Genomic DNA, 24,477 nt, shown 5'->3' with positions numbered 1-24,477 from the left:
CACGCTTAGATCGCGTCATAAGCGACGCGCTCCAAGCTTTCGTTTATGCATGTCGTTATCTCAAAACCGGGACCGCTTTTGAGCGACATGCATCAATCCGCCGCGTTTTTTACCTCCGGAAGCAGAAAACGTCGGCTGATGCGCGCTTTCAGCCGTTCTCTCACGTCGCGATAGCTGGCCATGATCTGCTCGCGCCTGCCGCCGACATCGGTCGGATCCGGCATCGGCCAGTATTCGACGTCGACGGCAAGCGAGCGGGTGAGCTCGAGCGCGGCGTGGTGGGCTTCGGGCGCCAGGGTGACGATCAGGTCGAAATAATCGTCCTCGAGATCGTCCATCGAGCGCGGCTGGCGCTCGCCCAGCGTCAGGCCCTCTTCGGCCAGCACCGCGTCGACGAACGGATCGCGCTCGCCCCTGTGCACGCCGGCAGAGGCGACGAAAGTGGCCGGCGGCAGCATGCGCCGCGCCAGCTGCTCGGCCATCGGTGAGCGCACGGCGTTCATGCCGCACAAGAACAGGATCGAGCGGGGCGCCCCAGTCAGGTCTAACCCCGCCAGTGCAGCACGCAGACCAGCGTGAACAGCCGCCGCGCCGTGTCGAAGTCGATGTCGATCTTGCCGGCCAGCCGGTCCATCAACGTCTGCGAGCCTTCATTGTGCAGGCCGCGCCGGCCCATGTCGATCGCCTCGATATGGCTTGGCGTCGAGGAGCGGATGGCGTCGTAATAGCTTTCGCAGATCAGGTAGTAGTCCTTGACGATGCGCCTGAGCGGCGTCAGCGACAGGATATGGGTGACGACATCAGCACCATCCTCTCGGGCGACCGCAAACACCAGCCGGGATTCGGCCAGCGAGAGCTTCAGCCGATAGGGCCCGGCGCCGTCATCATTGACCGGCTGAAAGCTGTTTTCTTCGATCAGGTCGAAGATCGCCACCGCGCGCTCATGTTCGACATCGGGCGTCGAACGGCCGATCGACTCGTCGAGCTCGACATCGATCAGCCTTGCGCGGGTTTGATCGCCGTCCGCCATCGTCGCCTACATGTTCAGCCGGATGGCGACGGAGCGGCCATGCGCGTCGAGGCCTTCCGCCTTGGCCAGCGCAATCGCCGCCGGCGCAAGTGCTCTCAGCTGCTCCGGCCCGAGCTTCAGGATCGAGGTGCGCTTGACGAAATCGAGCACCGACAGGCCCGAAGAGAAGCGCGCCGAACGCGCCGTCGGCAGCACGTGGTTGGAGCCGCCGACATAGTCGCCGATGACTTCGGGCGTATGGCTTCCCAGAAACACAGCACCCGCATTGCGCATCCTGGCCAGGAAGCCCTCGGCATCGTCGATGGCGAGTTCCACATGTTCGGCGGCGATGCGGTCGACCAGCGGCAGCGCGGCTTCGATGGTCTCCACCAGGATCACCGCGCCGAAATCGCGCCAGCTGGCAGCCGCCGTCTCGGCGCGCGGCAGGCTCAGCAATTGGCGCTCGACCGCCTGTTCGACTGCTTTTCCGAACGCAGGATCGTTGGTGATCAGGATCGATTGCGCCGACACGTCGTGCTCGGCCTGAGCGAGAAGATCGGCGGCGATCCAGTCGGGATCGTTGCTGCCGTCGGCCACCACCAGCACTTCAGACGGTCCGGCGATCATGTCGATGCCGACCGTGCCGAACACCTGGCGCTTGGCGGCGGCGACATAGGCATTGCCGGGCCCGACGATCTTGGCGACCGGCCGGATCGTTTCGGTGCCATAGGCAAGGGCGGCGATCGCCTGCGCGCCGCCGACGCGGTAGATCTCCGAAACGCCTGATATATCGGCGGCCACCAGCACCAGCGGATTGATGATGCCGCCCGGCGCCGGCACGACGATGACGATGCGCTCGACGCCCGCCACCCTGGCCGGCACGGCGTTCATCAGCACCGAGCTTGGATAGCTTGCCGTGCCGCCCGGCACATAGAGCCCGACCGCCTCGATCGCCGTCCAGCGCGAACCCAACTCGACCCCGGCGGCATCGGTATAGCGATCGTCCTTGGGCATTTGTCGCTCGTGATGGGATCGGATGCGGTCACGGGCAAATTTCAGCGCCTCGACCGTCTGCGGATCGGCGTCTTTGTAGGCCTGCGCGATGTCGTCCTTCGACACGGCGATGCCGAGGCTATTGAGGTCGGCCTTGTCGAATTTCAGCGTGTAGTCGACCAGGGCAGCGTCGCCCTCGGCACGAACCCGCGCAATGATGGCGCGCACGGCAGTGTCGACGTCCTCCGATACTTCCCGCTTGGTGGTCAGGAAGGCGGCGAAACGCTGCTCGAAACCGGCATCGGACTGGATAAGCGTAATGGCCATCGGCTGCGTCTAGATCGTGATGAGACTTGGTTGAAATCTCATCACGATCTAACCCTTTGTTGGAGCATGATCTCTGGACAAACGATTCCCGTTTTGTCCAACAAAAACCGGCACCCACTTTTTGGGATCATGCTCTACACCCTGTGCACCGGACGCGAGGTCGCTTCCCAGGCGCCGCCTATGTCGGCAAGCCGCGCCTCGATGCATTCGACGTCGAGCATGATCGCGCCGCCGCCGGAAAAGACCAATTCGACGATGCCGGCCGGCTTGCTGATTTCGATAAAGCTGATTGCCAGAAGCGACAGCACCTCGGCCGGCCAATCGCGGGCAATGCCGCTGGTCTTGGCGCCTAGCACGCGGTCGAAATGCAACACCGCCTGGCGCCGCTCATTGTGCTGGCTGAACAGCCCGGACTTCGCCTCCCAGACGAAGCGGTTCATGGTCAATATGAAACGCTTGGCCGAAGGCAGGTATTCGAGATCCGAGACCTTCATCACGGCGTCCTGGACGTGAGCCGAGACGATGCTCAGATCCTGATCGTCGAGCGCAATGAGTTTGAGGGCTGCCATGCCGAATGCACACCTGAAAGTTGGTTTCAGCCTTCTGTTAGGCGGTCTTTCCGGTCCGTGCAACCGCGACACAAATTCAACCCGAGGCTAGCGCCTCGGGTTTGAAGTGTTGGCGGTGAATGAAGGCAGCACCAGACGCCTGTCTGTCTGAAGCAACTGCCGTGCGGTCAAGCCGAAATCCGCTCGATCACCGCGCCGCAATTGGAGAGCTTTTCTTCCAGCCGCTCAAAACCGCGGTCGAGGTGGTAGACGCGGTTGACCGTCGTTTCGCCTTCGGCCGCCAGACCGGCGATGACCAGCGACACCGAGGCGCGCAGATCGGTCGCCATGACGGGTGCGCCCTTCAGCTTGGCGACGCCGTCGACGATCGCCGTTTGGCCGGACAGCGTGATGTGGGCGCCGAGCCGGGCCAGTTCCTGCACATGCATGAAGCGGTTTTCGAAGATGGTCTCGGTGATGCGCGACTTGCCCTTGGCCATGGTCATCAGGCCCATGAACTGCGCCTGCAGATCGGTCGGGAAGGCCGGAAAGGGCGCCGTCGTGACGTCGACCGGCGAAATGCCGGCGCCGTTGCGCTTAACGCGAATGCCGGAGTTGGTCGGCGTGATCTCGGTACCGGTCTGGGCGATCACATCCAACGCGGTCTGCAGCAGCTCGGGGCGGGCGCCTTCGAGCACGACATCACCGCCGGTCATGGCCACCGCCATGGCATAGGTGCCGGTCTCGATGCGGTCGGGGATGACGCGCACGCGCGCGCCCGACAGCGATTCGACGCCATCGATGGTGATGGTTGGAGTGCCGGCGCCGGAAATTTTTGCGCCCATGGCGTTGAGGCATTCGGCGAGGTTGACGATTTCGGGCTCGCAGGCGGCGTTTTCCAGCACCGTCTCGCCCTTGGCGAGCGCCGCCGCCATCATCAGCACATGGGTGGCGCCGACGGAGACTTTCGGGAACACATAGCGATTGCCGACAAGGCGGCCATTCCTGGTCTTTGCCAGCACATAGCCGGTGTCGACATCGATGTCGGCGCCCAGCGCCTGCAAGCCCTCGAGGAACAGGTCGACCGGGCGCGTGCCGATGGCGCAACCGCCCGGCAGCGACACTTTCGCCTCGCCCATGCGGGCCAGCAGCGGGCCGATCACCCAGAACGACGCCCGCATCTTCGACACCAGCTCGTAAGGCGCGGTCGTGTCGACGATGTTGCGGGCCGAGAAATTGATGGTGCGCGAATAGCCCTCATTCTGCTTCTCGCGGCGGCCGTTGACCGAATAGTCGACGCCGTGATTGCCGAGAATGCGGATCAGCTGCTCGACATCGGCCAGATGCGGCACGTTTTCCAGCGTCAGCGTGTCGTCGGTGAGCAGCGAGGCGATCATCAGCGGCAAAGCAGCGTTTTTCGCGCCCGAAATCGGAATGCTTCCGGCGAGCTTGTTGCCGCCGACAATTCTGATGCGATCCATGAGAGAATGTCCCCTCGGCCCGAAAGGCCGGTTTTCGTCAGTTTGCGTATCGGCCCGTCTAGACCATTGGCCGGCTTGGTTCAAGATTCCTGAGCCCGTTGGCCAAGTTGGCCGGCCAGTGTGGCCGATATCGGTCAGTCCTTGTGCATTTTTTCAGCAGCCGCCAGGCCTTCCGGGCGCTGGTCAGCGTCACCGGTGCGCCGCGAACGCGCTTGCGTCTTGCGCTTCATGAGATTGGCGCGCAGCTGCTCGGCCAGACGGTCCTTGCGGTCAGTCCCGTCCTTTTTTTCCGGATCAGCCTTTTTCGGTGGAATTGTCTTCTCGTCCATCGTTCCGTCCCGCCCGCGACTGGCAGGGCCTGCCGTTCAAGGGATAGCTAGCATTGTGGCGCCGCCGTGTCAGCGAAACTTGTCTGGCAAAGCCGTTCACAGACGCCTTGCGCTTGCCGGTTCTATATGGCAGAAGCCCCGCCATCAGCGGCTGCGGTAGCTCAGTGGTAGAGCACTCCCTTGGTAAGGGAGAGGTCGAGAGTTCAATCCTCTCTCGCAGCACCAGTTCATTCCCTTTGATTTAAAAGATGCAGTCGCGAAGTCGGGGTCTCGTTGCGGACCAAAAAAGCCGGCTGACGCAAAAGTGCCAATCCCGCGCATCCAACCGTGGCCCCCTCGCCCGGAAACATTGAGAGAAAGAGGCTCTACGGGGCCGGACGACTGCTCAACAAGTCCGGACCTGTCAACTCATGAACAGGCCGGACTGGCCGTATCCGGCATGCTGAACACTACCGCTCGCACGCTGAAAGCCAGCCGCCTCGTACGCATATCCACCACAAGAACACAGCTCGCCCAAGGACTTGCCATCAGCCGGCCATCATGATGCCATCTCGCCTGCGGAAGATAGCGTTGGGTTTTGGGGTAGAGAATGCTCTTTGGGCGAACGGCAGGTGCGACAGGGCGCATGTGCGCGGCAATCGCTGCGGCACTGGCGCTGTGCCTATGCGCGTTTGGCCCCGCTTTGGCTGAAGAGCCGAAGGCGCTGAAAGGCGTCGCGCTCATCATCGGTCAGTCCGACTACCAGCATGTCGGCAAACTGCCCAATCCGGAAAACGACGCCCGCGCCATCGAGGAGATGTTCGACAAGCTCGGCTTCGAGACAAATGTCGCCACCAATCGCGACGCACGCAAATTGCGGCGCGATCTCGAAGGCTTCGTCGACGATGCCGAGGGCGCCGATGTCGCCATCATCTACTATTCCGGCCACGGCATCGAAGCCGGCGGCGAGAATTATCTAGTCCCTGTCGATGCCGATATCTCGGCGCTCGACAATGCCGGCGAAAAGCTGGTGCCGCTGTCGTCCATCGTCGCCGAACTGAAGGCCAAGGTGCCGGTCACCATCGTTCTGCTGGACGCCTGCCGCAACGATCCGTTCCCGCCGGGCACGCTCCTGAAGCTGGCGCCGGGCGACGAAGGCAAGCCGATTGGCGCCGGCGGTCTCGGGGAAACGCGCGGCGTGGTTTCCCTGAAGGGCGGCGCCGACGCCAAGGGCTCGGTCGACGACAGCCTCGGCCAGGTCATCGCCTTTGCCGCCGAGCCCGGCAAGGTTGCGCTGGACGGTCCGGCCGATGGCAACAGCCCCTATGCGGCAGCGATCCTGCGCCACATCGACACGATGGGCGGCGAGGAATTCGGCACCGTTTTGCGCATGATCGGCGAGGAGGTCTATCTCAAGACCAACGGCCAGCAGCGGCCCTGGGTCAATGAGAGCCTGCGCCGGCTGCTCTATTTCGGTACCCCCGCCGAGGCGCCGAAAGGCGACGAGGGGGAAATCCTAAGGGAGCGGCGCCAGCTCCTGCTGACTATCTCGACGCTACCCGATCCGGAGCGCCGCCAGATCGAAACCATAGCGCGTGACGGCAAGGTGCCGATGGATGGGCTCTACGCCATGCTGAAGGCGCTCGGGGTCGACATACCCAAGGATCCGGCTGAGCTCGACAAGCTGCTGCGTGGCCAGACCGAACGGCTGAAACACGTGTTGGCTGAACGCGAGACTTTGAAAAACCCGGACCCCGAAATTGCCAGGCTATCGAAACTCGCCGAACAGGCGGTTCAGGAAGGCGCGCTCGAAGCGGCGCAGAAATTCAACGAGCAGGCCAAGGCCCGCATCGGCGAACTTTCGTCTACGGTCGACCAGGCCGAGGCCGAGCTGAAGGCAAAGCGGCTGGAATTCGCAAAGGTCTTCGCCAGCAGTGCCAGGACTTATGAAATCTCCTTCAACTTCAAGGAGGCGGCGCAGGATTACGCCAAGGCCTTCGAGCAGGCTGCCAAATGGAGCGACGAAGACGCGTTCTACTACAAGGCGGCAGAGGCCAACGCTCTGTCGGAACAAGGGGACTTCTCCGGCGACAATGCGTATCTCGCCCAGGCCCTGACAGCCTATGAACAGGCATTGACCTATGTCACCCGCGAAAAGTTGCCGCTGCTTTGGGCGGCCACCCAGAACAATATGGGCGCCACGCTTGCTACGTTGGGCGAACGGGAAGCCGGCCGCGAAAACCTCGACAAGGCAGCTGCCGCCTATGAGCAGGCGCTGACCGTCTATACGCATGACGCCTACCCCGACGACTGGGCGTCGACCTATGGCAATCTGGGCACGGTCTACTGGCGGCTCGGCCAGCGCGAGAACGGGACGGCACTGCTTGAGCGGGCAGTCGCGGCCTTCCGCTCGGCGCTCGAGGTACAGTCGTTGAAGAAACTGCCGCTGGAATGGGCGGCGACGCAGAACAATCTCGGCATCGTGCTGTCCGAGATCGGCGAACGCCAGACCACATCGGACAGTTTTCGCGCCGCAATCGAAGCGCATCGTGCGGCGCTGACCGAATACAGCAGGGAGCGCGTACCGCTCGACTGGGCGCTGAGCCAGGTCAATCTGGGGGCAGCGCTCTACCGCCTCGGTGAGCGCGAAAAGGATATCGCGACCATGCAGCAGGCGGTTGCTGCCTATCAGGCGGCGACCCGCGAAATGACCAGGGAACGCGCGCCGGCGCAATGGGCGACAATCCAGAATAATCTGAGCACGGCGCTGGAATCGATCGGAACCATTAACGGCGATGTCGCCACGCTTGAGCAGGCGCGCGACGCCGCCCTTGCATCGCTTACGGTTTGGACGCGCGAGCACGCCGCGGCGAGCTGGGCCAACGGCCAGCTGACGCTCGGCAACGCCTTGCAGCGCCTCGGCGCCAAGCAGAAGAACAAGGAACTGCTGCTGGAGGCAGCCACCGCGTACCAGGCCGCTCTGTCCGAATATCCGCGTGAGAAACTGCCGCTCGACTGGGCTTCGCTGCAGCAGAATCTGGGATCGGTCAACGACACGCTCGGCGATCTCGATACGGGAACCGATTACTACATTCAGGCGGTGACCGCGTATCGTCAGGCATGGGAGGTCTATACCGCAACCGCCGCGCCGGGCGAGTTCGCTTCGATTGGTTACAGCCTTGCAGGCACGCTATCGAACTGGGGCGAACGCGCGGGGGACATGTCGACCCTGCGGCAGGCGATCGATGTCTACGGTCAGGTGCTCAGGGTTCGCACCCGCGACAAGGACCCAGTCAATTGGGCCAAGACGGAATTCCGCCTCGGCTGCGCGTTGATGATGTCAGGCAAGCTGGCCTCTGACGATCAACTGCTGCAGCAATCGGTCGACGCGCTGCGGGCGGCGCTCGACGGGCAGACGAAAGGCGGTGATGTCACGGAGATCGGCCAAACGCGGCGCGTGCTCGGCCAGACCCTGTCGATCCTGGGCGACAATACATCCAACCTGGACTTGCTGGCGCAAGCAGCCGACATGCTGGAAGCCGCGCTCCCCGCCTACTCCAAGGACGCCGACCCGGAGGAGTGGGCCAATATCAATTACGACCTCGGCTTTGCCCTCTACAGCCAGGGCCGGATTGGTGGCGACGCCACGTTCTACGCCAAGGCCGTGGAGAGCTTCGAGAGGGCAGCGCGGATCTACGACGGTTTTCCCGACCGCATGCAATGGGCGCGCACCAAGGGCGATATCGGCAATGCCTTGCTGATGGCCGCGGACGGCAAGGACGTCGAGTTGCTCACCCGCGCGATTGCCGCCTATGACGCAGCGCTCAGCGTGGTAACGCGCGAGAATGCGCTGGCTGTCTGGGAGAACAATCAGAACAATCTCGCCGGCGGGCTGTCGAGTCTTGGTTACTGGGCGAACGATGTCGGCAAGCTGAAACGAGCCGCTCAGATCTACCGCGACCTCGCCACGGTGCGAACGATCGCCCGCGATCCCGATCTCTGGATCACCAACCAGACCAGTCTCGCGCAGACGCTGAGCATGATCGCGGCCCGCGAGCCTTCGGCTGAATTGTACGAGGAGGCGATTGTCGTCAATCGGGCGCTTGCCGAGCAGCTCGGTCGCGACCGCGATCCCGAACGTTGGGCCAATGCGCGCAACGAGATGGGCTATGCCTTGACCATGGCCGGCCGCGCCGAAAACAATGTCGCGCATTTCGAGGAGGCGGTGTTGGTCCTGCGCGAGGCGATCGTGGTGCAAAAGAAGATCAATTCGGTGCCGGCCGTCGCCTTCACGCAGGACAGCCTGTGCGACGTGCTGGTCGATCTGGGCGCCGCCCACAAGGACAAGGCGATGGCACAGGAAGCGATCGCCGAATGCCAGGACGCGCTCATTGTCTTCCGCGCGCGTAAGATGGACGATCTCGCCGCCGGTTCCGAAAAGAACCTCGCCGAGGCACAGGCGTTGCTGGCCGAGTTGCATTAATCCGAGCCCGCGCTCCCGGATGCGGGCGAATGGTGGGCACGCCAGCGTTCACGCTGTTGCGCAAGCAAATGTCATCGGCTCGCCATGGCATGACAGAGATGCGATGTGGCAGTATCGGCAGCGCGCCGGTAGCCGCCGCCATCCAGAGCGCCAACACAGCCGGATTTTCGTCGGAGCTTTCCATGACCCTACTCACCCGCCGCCGGCTTCTAAAAACAGCCGCGCTTGCCGGCGTCGGCGGGGTTGGCCTTGCAGCGATGGCCAGGCTCAGTGGCTGGGCCGCAGCCGCGCCCGAGCCGGTGGTTCTCAAGACGGCAAAGATCCAGGCCAGGTTCATGGATATCGGCCAGACCCGCGATGTGCTGACTTATGGAGAGGCCGGAATGCCGCCGGTGCTCAGGATGAAAAAAGGCGAGCCCTTTGCCGCGCGTCTCGTCAACGCCATCGACGACCCGACGACCATCCATTGGCACGGCATTCGCGTTCCAAACAAGATGGACGGTGTTCCCTTCCTAGTTCAGCCTTACGTCTATACCGGCGATCATTTCGACTACGCCTTCACGCCGCCCGACGCCGGCACGTTCTGGTATCACCCGCATTGCAACACGCTGGAGCAGATGGGCCATGGCCTCACCGGCGTGATCGTGGTCGAAAACCCCAACGATCCCAAATTCGACGCCGAGGCAATCGTCAATCTGCGCGACTGGCGCCTCGGCGACGACGCGCAGTTCATCCAGCAATTCCGGCCGCGCGATGCCGCAAAAACCGGAACCTATGGCACGGTGCGCACCGCCAACTGGCTCGACCAGCCGCAATTCGACGCGCCGGCCGGCGGGTTGGTGCGGCTGCGGGTCGCCATCACCGATGTCACCCGCATCTACGCGTTTCGCGTCGAGGGTGCGGAGGCCGCGGTCATCGCGCTCGACGGCAATCCGGTGCCGCAGCGTTTTGCGCCCGATGCCTTGCTGCTCGGACCGGGGCAGCGCATGGAGCTCGCCATCCGCATGCCTGACCAGGAGGGCGCGATCGTCAGCCTGGGCGACATCAGGGGCACCAAACCCAAGGTCCTCGCCACCTTGCGCGCCACCGGCAGCTCGCTCAAGCGCGACCTGCGCGGCCTCGCACCGCTGGAAGCCAACCCGGTGCCGGAGGTGGATCTCGCCAGCGCGAAACACATAGCGCTCTCGCTCAGCGCCACGGCGGAAAACGTGCCGAGCGACAGCATATGCGGCACGCTAGGCTACTCCTTCTGGGCCATCAACAAGGTACCGTGGCCGGGCGACACGCCGGACCCGACCGCGCCTTTGGCCGAGCTGAAGCTCGGCAAAAGCTATGTCATCGACATGGAGAATTTGACGCCGCAATCGCATCCGATGCATCTGCACGGCATGAGCTTCAAGGTGCTGTCGTCGTCGACACGCCAGGTTCAGCCGGTCATCTCCGACACCTATCTCATGCAGCCCAACGAGAAGGTTCAGCTCGGTTTCGTCGCGGACAATCCCGGCGACTGGCTGCTGCACTGCCACATCATCGAACATCAGAAAACCGGGATGACGAGCTATATCAGGGTGGTTTGACGCCGAGGCGGGTCAATCAGCCTCTACCGGGGTTGGCCTCACCTGTCGGGCCTGTTGCCGGAGAAATTGCCGCCGTCCGCTGGTTTCGTTGGCAAAGCGGGGCCGTTCCCTGCTATTCCCGCCTGCAAATCAAGAAGCCGTGGACACGCTTGCATGACCAATGTCGCCCTGACTGGACTGGCCCGCGATCTCGCCAGGCGCGCCGCCGAGGGACGCCCGGTGCGCATCGGCGTCATCGGCTCCGGCGAAATGGGCACCGACCTGGTCACGCAAGGCATGCTGATGCCCGGCATCTCGGTCGCGGCCATCTCGACACGCCGCCCGCACACCGCCCGTGACGCCATCCGCATCGCCTATGGCGATGAGGCGATGGCGGTCGAGGCGGACAGGGGCTCGAAAGTCACCGCGGCGATCGAGGCGGGCAAAATCGCCATTACCACGAACGAGATGCTGGTCACCAATCCGCTGATCGACGTCGTCATCGACGCCACCGGCAAGCCTGGTGTCGCCGCCGATTTCGACTTGAAGGCGATGGAGCACGGCAAGCACCTGGTGATGATGAATGTCGAGGCCGACGTCACGATCGGCTGCTACCTCAAGCAGCAGGCAGACCGGCTCGGCGTCGTCTATTCGGTCGGCGCCGGCGACGAGCCGTCGAGCTGCATGGAGCTGATCGAATTTGCGTCGGCGCTCGGCTACACCATCGTCTCGGCTGGCAAGGGCAAGAACAACCCGCTCAACCACGATGCCGTTCCGGACGACTATCGCGACGAAGCGATCCGCCGCAACATGAACCCGCGCATGCTGGTCGAATTCGTCGACGGTTCCAAAACCATGGTCGAGATGGGCGCCATCGCCAACGCCACCGGGCTGGTCCCAGACGTTCCCGGCATGCACGGCCCAAAGGCCGACCGCGATCAGCTGGCCAAGGTGCTCATCCCGAAGGCGGATGGCGGCATCCTGTCGAAGAAGGGCGTTGTCGACTACACCATCGGCAAGGGCGTGGCGCCCGGCGTGTTCGTCATCGTCGAGGCGACGCATCCGCGCATCGTCGAGCGCATGGACGATCTGCATATCGGCCACGGCCCCTATTACAGCTTCTTCCGGCCCTACCATCTGACCTCGCTGGAAGTGCCGCTGACGGCAGCGCGTATCATGCTCTACGGCCGCCCCGACATGGTGCCGCTGCCGAAGCCGGTGGCCGAGGTCTGCGCGGTCGCCAAGCGCGATCTCGCCATGGGCGAGACCTTCGATGCCATCGGTGAGACCTGCTACCGCTCCTGGACAATGACCGTCGAAGAGGCCCGCGCCGTCAGCGCCGTCGCGGTCGGCCTGCTCGAAGGCGGCAAGGTGCTGAAGCCGGTCAGGAAGGGCGAGCTCATCACCACCGACAACGCCACACCCGACCGCACGACCAGGCTGTTCGCTTTGCGCAAGCTGCAGGATGAGATGCTGTACGGGAGCTGAGATTGGATGACAGGCCAGTCGGGCTGGCCTTGTCATGACAACTCCCTATGTTGTAGTGGCACCGAACGGAGGCTTCCAGGATGAATCTCCAGATCAGAGACCCGCGCGCCCGTGACCTCGCCCGGCAGCTTGCCGAAAAGCGAAAGATTTCAATGACCGAGGCGGTGATCGAGGCGCTCGAATCCGAGCTTCAGCGCGAACGTGAACGAGTTCCGCTGGCTGAGCGGCTGGCCGCCATATCGAACGATCTGAAGGCCAAGGCGGGAAGCGGCGGCAGGGATTTGACTAAGGATGAGATCGACGAGATGTGGGGACATTCCTGATGTTCATCGACACCTCGGTGGTGATCGCTGTCCTCGCCGGAGAGGAAGACGCCGCCGATTGGAGCCGCCGGATCGGGCAGGCCTCGATACGGATAACATCTCCGCTGGTCGTGCTCGAAGCGGCGATGCGGCTTTCGTCGAAGTTGGTGGTGGAGCCGCTCTCGCCGAAAGGGCAATAGGAGACTTCCTGCGCGAAGCCGCGATCGAGGTGGTTCCGATCGAAAGAGGTGATGCCAAGCTCGCGATCCAGGCTTTTTCGAACTATGGCAAAGGTCGCGGCCACCCGGCTCAGCTCAATCTCGCTGACTGCCTGTCATATGCCTCGGCAAAAAGCCGTGGGATGCCCTTGCTCTACAAAGGGAAAGACTTTTCCCACACCGATCTGGCCTGATCCTACTGCCCCAGTTCCACGATTCGGCCAGCAGCTTCGTCAGCCGCTCCCGCCCAGCAGGCCAAATGCTGCCGCGCTCGCGCCATGGGCTGTTGACCTGCTCGCGCAACACGCCTGATCATTGCGCTCGTGCTGACGACGCAGACCATCGGCTGCCATTGTATGATCCATTCATACAGTCTGTCTCTTTGATCCGGGTTTTTCAAACGATGCCGAGATGCCAATCTCGATCAGTTGAACCCCCATTGAGGATTGAAATCGTGCAAACCATTTGGACAAGACGCGAGACGATGAAAACCCTTCTGGCAACGGGCATGGTTGCCATGCTTCAGCCTCTGGCTTTTGCAGCCAAGGCCGCCGCCAAGCTGAAATGGACCCATTTTCAGGCTGACGAGAATGGTTTCCGCCGCACGCCGGTGCTGCTGACCGGGGAAAAAGAAGCCATCCTCCTCGACGGCGGATTTACCCTGTCCGATGGCCGTGCGGTCGCGGATGCGATCAAGGCGACGGGCAAGACCCTGACGACGATCTATGTCAGTTGCAGCGACCCTGACTATTATTTTGGCCTCCGTCCAGTCGCGGATGCTTTCCCCGGCGCCAAGATCATCGCGGCCGGCGCAACGGTTGCGGCCATCAAAGCCAATGTGCAAGCCAAGCTGGATGTCTGGAGCCCACAGCTCAAGGACAATGGACCGAAGGTCCTGGCGGATGTCGTCATTCCCGAGGCTTCCGATATCACCTCACTTGAAATCGAAGGAAACAAGATCGAGATCGTCACCGTCGCCGATCTGAAAGACCGGCGGTATCTCTGGGTGCCCAGCCTTGAAGCGGTGTTCGGCGGCGTGCTGATCTCGTCCGGCGTACATGTCTGGGTTGCCGACGAGCCAACCGTAGACGACCGCAAGAAATGGATTGCCGCGCTCAACGAAATCGCGTCCCGCAAACCAAACATCGTGGTGCCGTCCCATCAGGTAGCCGGTGCACCGGACGGTCTGGCGGCCGTGGAATTCACCCGCGCCTACCTCGAAGCTTTCAATAAGGAAGCCGAAAAAGCGAAATCCAGCGTCGAGCTGATTGCAGCGATGAAGCGGCGCTATCCCGATCTTCTGGACGTCTCGTCGCTGGAACTGGGCGCAAAGGTCGCCAAGGGTGAGATGAAGTGGGGCTGATACGGCCCCGCGAGCGTCTGGGCTACTTCCCCAATTCCACCGACCGCAGCCGCGCGGCTTCCACCGCCTCGGTCAGCAGCTTCGTCAGCCGGTCTTCGCCCATCAGCACGGCAAGGGCGGCTGCCGTGGTTCCGTTGGGGCTGGTCACCTGCTGGCGCAGGACGCCGGGCTCCTCGCCGCTTTCGGCAGCGAGTGCAGCAGCGCCATAGACGGTCTGCATGGCCAGCAGCCTGGCGGTCTCGGTCGGCAGCCCGGCCTTCTCGGCTGCAACCGTCAGCGCCTCGATGAAATGGAAGATGTAGGCCGGACCGGACCCCGAAACCGCCGTCACCGCGTCCATCAGGCCTTCGTCGTCGATCGTCGTCACCACACCGCTCGCCGACAGCAGCTCGGCAACGAAACGCCTGATGTCGTCGGTCACCAGCGGGTTGGAATAGACCACCATCATGCCCTTGCCGATCGCGGCCGGCGTGTTGGGCATGCAGCGGATAACAGGCGCGAGATGGCCGAGGATGTGCTCGAAGGTGGCGACCGGCGTGCCCGCGGCGATGCTGACGAAGGTGGTCCTGCCGTCGCCGAAGCGCTTGTAGGCGGCGGTGACGTCGCGGATCACCTGCGGCTTGACGGCGATGACGACGAGGTCGGGCTCTGCGTCGGCGGGGATCCCGTTCGCGTCCGCGGCGACACTGCAACCGAGGTGCTCGGCGCGCTTGCGCAATTCGGCATTGGGCTCGACCACGAACACGGCTTGCGGGGCAAGCTTGCCGGATTTCAGCCAGCCCGCAAGCATGGCGTAACCCATATTGCCGCAACCGGCGAGAACAAGCCTGATCGTCATTGAGAGCCCTCCGAGACAAGGGTTCTCCTTAGACGCTAGCGGGCAGACGGGAAAGCCCCTCAAGGGGTGCTGGATCAGGCCAGCCGGTCAAGGTCGCCGGCGCACCGCGATCGGCCGAAGCGACACTTGCTGCAAGCCAAGCACGCCGAGCACGAAGAACAGCCACACCGGGTCGCCGCGATGGAAGAAGAAGCTTTCCAGGAACGCGTTCAGCGCCGTGAACAGCACCACCATCATGAAGAAGTCACCGAGATAGATGTTCTCCTTGCGCGGCGGGATGCGCATGTAGTCGCGCAGCGGCGCGATCAGGAAAGTGTAGACGGCAACGCACAGCGCCGGGATGCCCATCAGCACCGCAATGTCGAGATAGCCGTCATGGCCATGCACGATCGTCCGGATGTCCCAGGCCCGGTCGAAGGGCTGGTCCTGGCTGAGCAGCAGCGGCGTGCCCCAGAAGCTTTCATAGCCGTAGCCGGTCCAGGGCTTCTTCGCCAGCATCTCGCCGGAGAACTCCCACAGCGTCGCGCGCCCGGTATAGGTGAGGTCGGGGAAATAGGTGGCCGCCAGCTCCTTCACCGGCGGGATGAAGACGATGCCTAAGGTGCCGATGGCCGTCGCAATGATCGCCAGTGCAAACAGGACCGGCGTGCCGAACCGCATGCCGATCAGGCTCGGCAGCACGACGATCAGGATCGAGAACGGCACCAGGCCGGCCGTCGTCTTGGAGCCGGTGTGCAGCATGAAGATCATCGCCGCGCCGAAGATCGCCACGCCCCAGAATTTCTGGCTGCGCCGGAAGAGATAGAGGCCGGCGAAGCTGAAGCAGGCCATGATTGGTCCGGCAATGTTCTTGTGGGCGAACACACCACGCCACAGGCCGGCATGTTCGGGCTCCTGCGAATCGGCCGTATGCAGGGCCTCATGCGGAAAGACGATGAGGCCGATATAGGACAGGCCGATAACGACGATCGCGCAGAATATGATGACTTTCGAAAAACTGTCGGCGTCGCGCGGCAGCACCAGGACCGTCGCTATCGTCAAAACGCCAAGCAGCGTGAAGAAGGCCGCGCGCATGGCCGAGGACGGGTCGGTCGCGTTGATGACCGAAAGCATGAAAAAGCCGAGCATCAGAATCCAGGACGGGCTGAGCAGCGAGCGCACCACCTTGGGGTCGGCGAACGTCAGCAGTGAGAAGATCGAAATGGCGCCGAGCGAACTGAAGCCGAGCTGGTTGACGATGTCGCCGCCGTCGCCGGTCAGTTCCGCGCCTGCCGGCTGAAACGGCCGGAACGACACGATGACGACGGCAAACAACAGCGCGGCAATCGCCGTCGCCACGCCGTCGCGGGTGACGATGCCGCCCAGCAGCAGCTCGTCAGTTCTTCTCAGGCTGCCTGTATTGCTCATTGGCGTATCCAAATTCGGCAAGCACGCGGCCGAGCGAGACATAGACGGGGTAAAGCGCCGTCGACAGCGATCCTGTCCGCGCCAATTTGATTGCGCCGCGCACGGGCGAGGCTATCAGCAGCGCCAGGCTTTTTGCAAACACCTTGGCGCCGGCGAATGGCGTGCCGGCGCGCTTCTTCTTTTCGACCAGCGTCGAGATTACACCGTTGCGTAAGGATCGGGCGCGGATCCAGTCAGCCTCGATGCGCCGGGCTGGAACGCCTTCGCGCACCTTTGCCTCGGCGCACCAGCCAAGCACGAAACCTTTCTGCGCCGAGCGGCTGAGGAAGTCGGAATCGCCGCCGCCCATGAAGTTGAACCGCAGGTCGAGGAAGGGCGGCCCCATGATGGTGAGCACATTGCGTCCGACCAGAAGGTTGCCCGAGGAATAGAGTGCGGCCACGCGCCCGGTCTGGCGATAGGGCGGCGCAAACACCGGGTGCTCGGCCCATTTGGCGTGAGCAGGATCGGTAAACACCGGCACTTGCGGGCCACCGACAATGTCGGCGCCAAGCGTCTCCGCCGTCTTGCACATGCGCTCCAGCCAGTCCGCGTCGGCGATCTCGTCATCGTCGATGACCAGCAGGTGGCGGAAATCCGGAAAATGCAGGATCGCCGTCTGCCAGCCGGCATTGTAGGCACTGCAATTGCCCCGCTCATGCGCGATGATGACCATGCCTTTCATATCGTCGCGTTCGAACAGCGGCACGGCCGCCTTGGCGCCCTCACGCGCCTTGGCTTCGTTTTCGATGACGATGACGGCGAAGCGCCGGCTGGTTTGCTGTGCCTTCAGCGACGCCAGCGTTTCCAGCAGCAGTTGCGGCCGCTTGAAGGTCGGCAGCGTGACGACGGCAGCGATCGTCTCTGCGGCGAGCCCCGGAGAGCGTCCCGCAATCGATACCGAACCGTCCGATGGCAAAGGGATCATCCGCTCCAGCCGCATGTTTTGAATCTGACTTTTTGATAACACCGCGACGATAACGTTTCGTTAATCACCTTTCGCAGCGGCGCCTGCTGGTCCGCGCCTTTCAGCCGTTGCGTCGCATGATTTAATCAAGGGTTCACCCAGCTTTGCTAGTGGCTGACGCCTGGATAGGTGAGATGCATCTGCTGTTCGCCACATCGATCGTGCCCGACGGCGCTCTCGCTTCGGGCTATGAGATCGCCAACGCTGCGATCATCGCCGCCTTGCGGCGCGCCGGCGTGCGCGTCACCGTCATCGGCTTCATCTGGCCGGGCAAGGCGCCCAGCGACCCCGAAAACACCATCGTGCTCGGCGCCGTCGACGTGCGCACGGAAAGCGCCTCGGCGCGGCAGAAGCTCGCCTGGCTTGGCAAGGCGGTGCTGTCAGGGCTCACCTTCGCTTCCGTGAAGCTGCGCGCGGTTTCCGACAGCGAAGTCCGTGCCGCGATCGAGCGCGCCGGTCCCTTCGACGGCTATGTCCTGAATTCGGTGCAGTTCGCCGGCGCCTTTGAAAAACTGTTCGCCGACCGTCCCTCGATTTTCGTCGCCCACAATGTCGAACATGGTTCGGCCAAAGAGAATGCGGCAGCAGCAAACAGTCGCTTCCAGCGCCTGCTGTTTGCCCGCGAGGCCAGGCTGCTCAAGACCATGGAGGAGCGGCTCTGCCGCCGGGCTCGCTTCGTCTTCACGCTGGCCGAGGAAGACCGCGCCGCACTCGGCGTTGCCAGCGACGACCGCTCGGCGGTGCTGCCGCTGGTGACCACTGCCACGGCCCCAAAGCCGGTCAAGCCGCGCCGCATCGATTGCGACGCGGCGCTGATCGGCACTTGGACCTGGCAGCCGAACCGCATCGGCCTCGACTGGTTCCTGGAAAAAGTCGTGCCGCATCTTCGCCGGAGCTTTCGCATCAGGGTCGCCGGCAACATGCCGTCGGATATCACCTCTGCCCATCCCGGTGTCGAATTTGTCGGCCGCGTGTCCGACGCCCAGAATTTCGTGCGCGGCGCCGCCGTCATTCCACTGATCAGCACCGCGGGCAGCGGCGTTCAGCTCAAGACCATCGAAACCTTCGAGCTCGGCCTGCCGTCGGTCGCCACCAGCCGTTCGCTGCGCGGCATCGATCATCGCCCGGCAAATTGCTTCGTCACCGACGATCCGGCCGCCTTCGCCGGCGCGCTGGAGGCAGCGGCGGCCGATGTCAAGGATGTCGATGGCAGCGCCTTTCACCGCCGGCAGATCAAGGCACTGGATGCCGCCATCAGGCTCGGCCTGGAAAAGCTCGGGTCGGTGGGGGAGGAGGTGTTTGCATGAACATGCACACCGCCCGCGCCGCCTTCGGGCTCGATACGCTGAAGACGATCCTTGGCATTTCGGTCCTTGCCATCGGCTGGGATGACGCGATCGCGCTGCTCGCTCGTCTGATTGCCGAGCGGCGCTTCACCAAGGTCAGTTTTCTCAACGCTCACAACGCCAACATCGCCTCTACCGATCCGGTCTTTGCCGAGGCGCTCGACGATTTCCTCATCCTGCCTGACGGCGTTGGCGTCGATCTGGCGGCAAAGCTGCTCTACGGCGCGCCGTTCCCGGACAATCTCAACGGCACTGATCTCATTCCGGCCTTTCTGCAGGCATCGGCGAGGCCGCTGACCGTCGGGTTGCTTGGCGCCACCCGCGCCAACGCCGAGGCGGCGTCGGTCAGGCTAGCCGCTCTGGCGGTGCAGCACGAATTCGTCGTCATCCATGACGGCTATTTCTCCCCCGCCGAAGAGCAGGCGATCGTCGATCGCATCGAGGCATTGCGGCCCGACGTGCTGCTTGTGGCCATGGGCGTGCCGCGCCAGGAATTGTGGATCGCCCGTCATATCGATGCCCGCCACTGCACGCTGCCGATCGCCGTCGGCGCGCTGCTCGATTTTCTCTCCGGCACGGTGCCGCGGGCGCCTCTGTGGATGCGCCAGCTGAGGCTCGAATGGTTGTTCCGTCTGTGCATCGAGCCCGGCCGGCTGTGGCGCCGCTACGTCGTCGGCAATCCGGTGTTCCTGCTGCGTGTCGTCAGGCAGAAATTCTCGCGTCGGCCCGAGCCCGCCGGAGAGTTGCGGTGAACAGCCGCGTCGTGCCGAGCCCTGCAGCCGAGACCGGTGCCCTGCCGCAAACGCCGACGGCGGCGGTGGTGACCGCCAGCTATGCGCCGGATTTCGAACGCTGCCGCCTGTTGTGCGAGACCCTCGACCGCCATGTCTCCGGCTTGGCGCATCATTACATTCTGGTCGAGCACCGCGACGTGGCGCTGTTTCGCCAGTTGGAAAACGACCGCCGCAGCGTTGTCGACGAGCGCGACCTGCTGCCGCGCTGGCTGCGTGTGTTCGACGATCCGATGAGCCTCTTTCGCCGTCGCATCTGGCTCAGTCTCAAGACCCAGCCGCTGCGCGGCTGGCATGTGCAGCAGCTGCGCCGCATCGCCATCGCTGCGCATGCTGGAGAAGACGTGCTGGTCTTCTGCGATTCCGACGTCGCCTTCCTCAAGCCATTCGATCTGAGCGCCTTCTGGCGCGACGGCAAGGTGCGGCTGTTCCGGCGCGACGGCGTGCTGTCGAGCGACGGTCACGACGAGCATCGCATCTGGTCGCGCAATGCGGCCTCGGCGATTGGTATCGATGCATCCGAGGTTTCGAACCACGACTATATTTCGACGCTGATCGCCTGGCGCCGTCAGACCGTGACGGCGATGTGCGCCGAGATCGAGAAGGTGCACGCGCGCGGCTGGGTCGAGGTCATCGCTTCAGTGCGCCGGTTCTCCGAATGCATGATCTATGGCCGCTATGTCGACGATGTGCTGGGGGGCGCCGGCCATTTCCACGGCTCGGAGGAATTCTGCCGCGTGCACTGGACCGGGGAGGCGCTGTCGGATGACGAATTCCGCAGCTTCGTCGCCGCTATGGCACCGGGGCAGGTGGCGATCGGCATGCAATCCTTCATCGGCACCGATATCGGCCGCATCCGCCGCCTGATCGGATTGGCTTAGATTGCCTTGGCGGGCTTGCGCAGCGCCGAATAGGTTAGCAGCGCCGAGGCGAGATAGAGCAGCAGGAAGACGACATTGAGCGATACGACAAGCCTGGGCGTGTCGGCAATCGTGGTCAGCACATAGGTCAACAGCACCGCCTTCAGCCCCGCCAGCAGGCCGAGGTTGAGCGCCCTGAGCGCGGTCTGGCCGCGCGCGAACAGCAGCTCGGCCTGGTATTCGACCAGGTTGCGCAGTCCCGGCACGCCGATTGCCAACGCCACCAAGGGCGCCGCCTCGGCGACATTCCGGCCAAGTGCATTGGGGAAGAAATGCAGCACGATGCCGAGTGCGGCCAGTGCCAATGTCGACACCAGGAACACGCCGGCTTCGATACCGCTCTTGACCCGCAGTCGCGACAACAGCTCCGGCGCCCGCATCATCCTCTGCACCAGCATCATCGAGAAGGTGCGGATCGGGATTGCCGTCAGGTCGACCAGCCGCATGATGATGGCATAGATGCCGGCCAGATGCGGCCCGCCGATCGCCAGCACGAGCAGCTTGTCGAATTCCGACTGCAGGTAGAACAGCACTTCGGCTCCTGCAACATAGATCGAATCGGCAAGCCGCCTGAGATAGAGCTCGGTGCGCAGCCTCAGCCGCTGGCGTGGATAATAGAAGCCGAAGGCCAGCAGCAGCGAGGCGGCGTTGGCGCCGATGTAGAACAACGACCAGATCCAGACGCTGTGCTGGCCCGATAGCATGAACAGCACGGCGCCCAGCGCGCGGAACGCCGTGGCCACGATCGACAGCACGGCGGCGCGGCCGAATTTGCCGAGCCCGTTGTTGACGATCAGCACCACCTCGACCGGCCGCCACAAAAGCGCCTCTGCAAAGACGATTGCGGCAAAGACGGCCAGCGGAACGGTGCTGGCGAAGAAGATCAGGTAGACGCCCCAGGAGGCCGCCGCCAGCAGTGGTAAGGACACGGCGCCAAGCAAAAGGAAGCCGGCGGTGAAGGTGCCGATCAGATTGGGGCGGATGGTGGCTGTGCGGTAAAGCGCCGAGATGAAGCCGAAAGCGAGGATGCGCGACAGCATGACGCCGGCCGCCGAGGCGGTGGCGAACATGCCGAACTCGGCAATCGACAGCGTGTTGGCAAGTGCGATGAAATAGGCAAGCGAGAACACCAGCCGCCCGCCGGCGCCGCTGATGGCTGAAAGATAGTCGCGAACCAGCCCCCGTCTTTCGGCGAGGAAGGTGCCGATGCGGGCGAGTGTCCGCCTTTGCGGTATGTCGCTGGCCTGCGTCATATCGAGGAAAGCCGTAAGCCGCAAAGCTTAACGTGCGGTTCTGACGCCATTTTACAGATCCCGGCAATGCGTGGCGAAGCGAGAAACTTTCACTTGCAGACTTCGGAAATTAACCTTTTGTTTCCCATGCCTGTTTAGCGTGACTTAACGATTGGCCGACCGCCGCTCCTGCGCCGTCGAAGGTAAAGTTTCGAGACAATGGTCGACAGGGAAAACCGTGAAGACTGGAGGCGCGAGCGCTCCCTCCTGGCGCTCGGCAAAGCCGTGCGCGGCGATGAGGCGGCGGATGCGTCGGCGGTCTCGATCGGTGACCGGGTGGATCCGTCATGGCGCGAGGACGCCGCCACGCGTCACCGCATAGCCCGCTCGCAACGCGAGGCGCGGTCGAATCCGGCGCCAACGTCACCGCCCGAGCCGCCGCAGTTCCAGGCCGACGGCGAACCCGTTTCGGCCGCCAGCGCGCGTGAGGAGCCTGTTTCCGGCCGGCGTCAGCAGCACGCCGCCTATGAGCTCCGCTCTTTCCACGAGCAGCGACCGGACCGCGACGACGATGACGGGCAGGAATGGAAGCCGCTGATCGATCCGCTCCAGGTCGTCCGCGGCATTAGTCGTTCCAAGTTGCTGATCGTCTCGACGACGATATTGGGCACGGTGCTCGGCGTCGCCGTCGCCGTTTCGACACCGAAGAAATACGAAGCCACCACACAGATGGTCATCGAGCCAGGCGACCTGAAGCTTTCCGACAACGATCTCACCCAACCGGTCGGGCAGCCCGATGCGGCGCTGGCTGTTGTCGAAACCCGCATCAAGATGGTGACATCCGGCAAGGTCCTCGACAAGGTCGTGGCCGATCTCAATCTCGTCGACGATCCGGAATTCAACGGACAGGGCTCTGGCGGCCTTGGCGTCCTGTCGCTCATTCGCTCGATACTGTCGCGCCAGGATGGCCCTGGCGGCGGCGGTGAAGTGCGCCGCCAGGCGCTGGCGGTCGGCAATCTGGCCAAGAGCCTGTCGGTTGAGCGCAGCGGCAAGAGCTTTGTCGTTTCCATCAGCGCCACCACTCAAAGCGCCGACAAATCGGCGAAGATAGCCAATACGACCAGGGACGTTTTCCAGCAGGAGGCGGCCCAATACCAGTTCGGGATGGCCGGGCGCGCGACGGACCAGCTGACGGCCAAGCTCGATGACCTGCGCAAGAATGTCGAGACAGCGGAGCGCAAGGTCGAGGATTTCAGGGCCACGCATGATCTCGTCGACGCGCAGGGCCATCTGATCAGCGACGACCAGATGCTGAAGCTCAACGAGCAGCTCTCAGTCACCCGGGCCCGTACGCTGGAACTCAATGCCCGGGCCGCGTCGGCGCGTTCGCTGGACGTCAATTCGGTCATCAACGGCACCTTGCCGGAAGAAATCAATTCCAACACGATGAGCGAACTGCGCGCGCAATATGCAGTTTTGAAGCAGGAGGCCGACCGCGCCGCCGTGCGTCTGGGACCGCGTCATCCCGAATACCAGGCGCTCAACGCCCAGCTCGACGGCTCGCGCGAGCGCATCGCAGGCGAACTGCGCCGCATCGCCTCGTCGCTGCAGGTCGATTTGAAGCGCTCGGTTCAGCTTGAGCAGGATCTCGCTTCCCGCCTGGCTCAGGCAAAGGTCCAGAGCGGCGACGTCAACAGCGATCTGGTCAGCCTGCGCGAACTGGAGCGTGACGCCACGGCCAAACGCTCCGTCTACGAACAGTACCTTCTGCGCGCCAAGGAGACCGGCGAACAGCAAAACATCAACACCACCAACATCAATCTGATGACCCCCGCGCAACCGCCGCTCGAACCCAACGGACCGTCGCGGGCTGTAATAGCGATGGCCGGCCTGCTGCTCGGGCTTGCTTCGGGCATCGGTGTCGGCGCCATGCGCGGCGCCTTTGCCAGCCTGCGCGGCGCTGCCAATTCGCGTTCGCGCGGCAGAATGGACGAGCGCCCCCCTCCGGTCGAGGACAAGGTCTATCGCGCGCCGCTGCCTGTGGCGCCGCCACCGGCAGCACCTCCGGTGTTGCCGACCGCGGCCGCTCCCGCCCGGAGCCCAGGTCTGTTCGACGGACTGTTCTCGGCGATGCGCAAAGCCGCGCCGGGTAGCGGGACGTCAGGCGAACCCGTCGAGACCTACCGCGCCCAACCAGCCGCCGAATATACAAGGCCGGTGCAGGAGCCTGTGGGCTATCGCCAGCCGGACTTCCGGAACGAGGTTCCGCACGCCAATTCCCCTGCGCAGCAGCCTGGCTACGCGCAGCCTCGTCAGCCGGCTGACTATGCCTATTCGCAGGCTCAGCCGATGCCCGCGGCGTCCGGGCCGTGGTCTTCTCCGCAGCCCGCTGGGGCGGCGCCGGAAGACCAGCAGGCGCAAATCGACGATATCCGCGCCAGCCTGCGCGAATTTCGCGAAGCGGTGCGCGAACTCACCGAAAGCCGTTCGCACCGCCGCTATTTCTGAGCAATTCCAGGAAAAGTGTGAAACGGTTTTCCCGGGAAAAGCGCGTAGCGCGCTTTCCCTTGGGAATTGCGTCAAAACAAGAAATAGAGCGGTTCAGCCTTTCCGTGAAAGGATGAGTCGCTCTGAGCCCGTCAGCACAGAATAAAAGCTGCCGGTTTCGAGTTTACGGCATGTGACGGCGCTTTGACGGGATTGCTTAGGCCAAATTTCGTGACAATGCCGCGCAGCATGGCGCCCAAAAAACGCTGCCGTCGGGCTTTACCCGAATGGGCGGAACGTTTGGAACAACGACATGCACGAAGCAACGTTCAAGGCGCGCGCCGCGCCTTGGCTGGAATGATGTCGAGGATGGT

Annotated in this window: 21 protein-coding genes and 1 tRNA gene; 12 read left to right on the top strand and 10 right to left on the bottom strand. The window is 63.4% G+C overall.

All coding sequences use genetic code 11. The features are described from left to right. Nucleotides 1-92: 92 nt before the first annotated feature. From NKI05_RS18300 to NKI05_RS18275, 6 genes are all read right to left on the bottom strand, one after another. The gene (locus tag NKI05_RS18300) at nucleotides 93-557 is read right to left on the bottom strand and encodes an arsenate-mycothiol transferase ArsC (protein ID WP_081725519.1); all 465 of its coding nucleotides are present in this window, start codon (nucleotides 555-557) and stop codon (nucleotides 93-95) included. Next, nucleotides 545-1,030: a UPF0262 family protein gene (locus NKI05_RS18295; protein WP_023669283.1), complete on the bottom strand. Its 486-nt coding sequence runs from the start codon at nucleotides 1,028-1,030 to the stop codon at nucleotides 545-547. Before NKI05_RS18295 ends, NKI05_RS18300 begins: the two co-directional genes overlap by 13 nt. 6 nt (nucleotides 1,031-1,036) lie before the next feature. Next, the gene (gene hisD / locus NKI05_RS18290) at nucleotides 1,037-2,329 is read right to left on the bottom strand and encodes a histidinol dehydrogenase (protein WP_023815077.1); all 1,293 of its coding nucleotides are present in this window, start codon (nucleotides 2,327-2,329) and stop codon (nucleotides 1,037-1,039) included. Between the two features lie 134 nt (nucleotides 2,330-2,463). Continuing rightward, nucleotides 2,464-2,898 carry a DUF2948 family protein gene (locus NKI05_RS18285; RefSeq protein WP_023815078.1) on the bottom strand — a complete coding sequence of 145 codons (435 nt, stop codon included), beginning with the start codon at nucleotides 2,896-2,898 and terminating at the stop codon, nucleotides 2,464-2,466. 167 nt (nucleotides 2,899-3,065) lie between these two features. After that, nucleotides 3,066-4,358, bottom strand: coding sequence for a UDP-N-acetylglucosamine 1-carboxyvinyltransferase (gene murA, locus NKI05_RS18280; RefSeq protein WP_023727782.1), 1,293 nt, complete (start codon nucleotides 4,356-4,358; stop codon nucleotides 3,066-3,068). A 134-nt stretch (nucleotides 4,359-4,492) separates the two neighbouring features. Next, the gene (locus NKI05_RS18275) at nucleotides 4,493-4,687 is read right to left on the bottom strand and encodes a hypothetical protein (RefSeq protein ID WP_023732387.1); all 195 of its coding nucleotides are present in this window, start codon (nucleotides 4,685-4,687) and stop codon (nucleotides 4,493-4,495) included. Between the two features lie 150 nt (nucleotides 4,688-4,837). On the opposite strand from NKI05_RS18275, the gene NKI05_RS18270 reads away from it, so the two are divergent. The 8 genes from NKI05_RS18270 (at nucleotide 4,838) to NKI05_RS18235 (ending at nucleotide 14,076) form a co-directional block, all read left to right on the top strand. Further along, nucleotides 4,838-4,912, top strand: a tRNA-Thr gene (locus NKI05_RS18270). A 400-nt stretch (nucleotides 4,913-5,312) separates the two neighbouring features. Further along, nucleotides 5,313-9,149: a caspase family protein gene (locus tag NKI05_RS18265; RefSeq protein WP_196814890.1), complete on the top strand. Its 3,837-nt coding sequence runs from the start codon at nucleotides 5,313-5,315 to the stop codon at nucleotides 9,147-9,149. Between the two features lie 182 nt (nucleotides 9,150-9,331). Continuing rightward, nucleotides 9,332-10,726, top strand: coding sequence for a multicopper oxidase family protein (locus NKI05_RS18260; protein ID WP_023669290.1), 1,395 nt, complete (start codon nucleotides 9,332-9,334; stop codon nucleotides 10,724-10,726). A 153-nt stretch (nucleotides 10,727-10,879) separates the two neighbouring features. Beyond that, a complete protein-coding gene (locus NKI05_RS18255; RefSeq protein WP_023815091.1) occupies nucleotides 10,880-12,193 on the top strand; it encodes an NAD(P)H-dependent oxidoreductase in 1,314 nt (437 codons plus the stop codon). A gap of 80 nt (nucleotides 12,194-12,273) precedes the next feature. Next, a complete protein-coding gene (locus tag NKI05_RS18250) occupies nucleotides 12,274-12,516 on the top strand; it encodes a type II toxin-antitoxin system VapB family antitoxin (protein WP_023669292.1) in 243 nt (80 codons plus the stop codon). Then, nucleotides 12,516-12,695, top strand: a complete 180-nt coding sequence (locus NKI05_RS18245; protein ID WP_245261319.1) for a type II toxin-antitoxin system VapC family toxin — start codon at nucleotides 12,516-12,518, stop codon at nucleotides 12,693-12,695. The genes NKI05_RS18250 and NKI05_RS18245 overlap by 1 nt, the downstream gene beginning before the upstream one ends. A 29-nt stretch (nucleotides 12,696-12,724) precedes the next feature. Beyond that, nucleotides 12,725-12,907, top strand: a complete 183-nt coding sequence (locus NKI05_RS18240) for a type II toxin-antitoxin system VapC family toxin (protein ID WP_280792065.1) — start codon at nucleotides 12,725-12,727, stop codon at nucleotides 12,905-12,907. Nucleotides 12,908-13,176: 269 nt separating this feature from the next. Continuing rightward, nucleotides 13,177-14,076 (top strand): MBL fold metallo-hydrolase, encoded by a 900-nt coding sequence (locus NKI05_RS18235; protein WP_023669293.1) that lies wholly within the window; start codon nucleotides 13,177-13,179, stop codon nucleotides 14,074-14,076. 22 nt (nucleotides 14,077-14,098) lie between these two features. On the opposite strand, the gene proC is transcribed toward NKI05_RS18235, so the two are convergent. From proC to NKI05_RS18220, 3 genes are all read right to left on the bottom strand, one after another. After that, a complete protein-coding gene (gene proC / locus NKI05_RS18230) occupies nucleotides 14,099-14,914 on the bottom strand; it encodes a pyrroline-5-carboxylate reductase (RefSeq protein ID WP_023669294.1) in 816 nt (271 codons plus the stop codon). Nucleotides 14,915-15,001: 87 nt separating this feature from the next. Then, nucleotides 15,002-16,321 carry an O-antigen ligase family protein gene (locus NKI05_RS18225; RefSeq protein ID WP_023669295.1) on the bottom strand — a complete coding sequence of 440 codons (1,320 nt, stop codon included), beginning with the start codon at nucleotides 16,319-16,321 and terminating at the stop codon, nucleotides 15,002-15,004. After that, nucleotides 16,290-17,288: a glycosyltransferase family 2 protein gene (locus NKI05_RS18220; protein WP_023669296.1), complete on the bottom strand. Its 999-nt coding sequence runs from the start codon at nucleotides 17,286-17,288 to the stop codon at nucleotides 16,290-16,292. The genes NKI05_RS18225 and NKI05_RS18220 overlap by 32 nt, the downstream gene beginning before the upstream one ends. A gap of 173 nt (nucleotides 17,289-17,461) precedes the next feature. Between NKI05_RS18220 and NKI05_RS18215 the strand changes: the two genes are divergently transcribed. Genes NKI05_RS18215 through NKI05_RS18205 form a run of 3 tightly spaced genes read left to right on the top strand, consistent with a single transcriptional unit; the run spans nucleotide 17,462 to nucleotide 20,345 of the window. Continuing rightward, nucleotides 17,462-18,634: a glycosyltransferase gene (locus tag NKI05_RS18215; RefSeq protein ID WP_023669297.1), complete on the top strand. Its 1,173-nt coding sequence runs from the start codon at nucleotides 17,462-17,464 to the stop codon at nucleotides 18,632-18,634. Further along, nucleotides 18,631-19,425 (top strand): WecB/TagA/CpsF family glycosyltransferase, encoded by a 795-nt coding sequence (locus tag NKI05_RS18210; protein WP_023669298.1) that lies wholly within the window; start codon nucleotides 18,631-18,633, stop codon nucleotides 19,423-19,425. The genes NKI05_RS18215 and NKI05_RS18210 overlap by 4 nt, the downstream gene beginning before the upstream one ends. Further along, nucleotides 19,422-20,345, top strand: coding sequence for a DUF6492 family protein (locus tag NKI05_RS18205; protein WP_023669299.1), 924 nt, complete (start codon nucleotides 19,422-19,424; stop codon nucleotides 20,343-20,345). Before NKI05_RS18210 ends, NKI05_RS18205 begins: the two co-directional genes overlap by 4 nt. Here the strand turns inward: NKI05_RS18205 and NKI05_RS18200 are convergent. After that, on the bottom strand, nucleotides 20,342-21,637 hold the full coding sequence (locus tag NKI05_RS18200; RefSeq protein WP_023669300.1) for a lipopolysaccharide biosynthesis protein: 1,296 nt from the start codon (nucleotides 21,635-21,637) through the stop codon (nucleotides 20,342-20,344). The two genes, NKI05_RS18205 and NKI05_RS18200, sit on opposite strands and share 4 nt — an antisense overlap. A 198-nt stretch (nucleotides 21,638-21,835) precedes the next feature. Here NKI05_RS18200 and NKI05_RS18195 point away from each other — a divergent pair, with 198 nt between their 5' ends. Next, nucleotides 21,836-24,124 carry a GumC family protein gene (locus NKI05_RS18195; protein ID WP_023692390.1) on the top strand — a complete coding sequence of 763 codons (2,289 nt, stop codon included), beginning with the start codon at nucleotides 21,836-21,838 and terminating at the stop codon, nucleotides 24,122-24,124. Nucleotides 24,125-24,477 lie beyond the last annotated feature (353 nt).

This window comes from Mesorhizobium sp. M0771, from assembly GCF_040320155.1.
Classification (GTDB): domain Bacteria; phylum Pseudomonadota; class Alphaproteobacteria; order Rhizobiales; family Rhizobiaceae; genus Mesorhizobium.
This window is presented reverse-complemented; position numbering and strand designations above follow the sequence as displayed.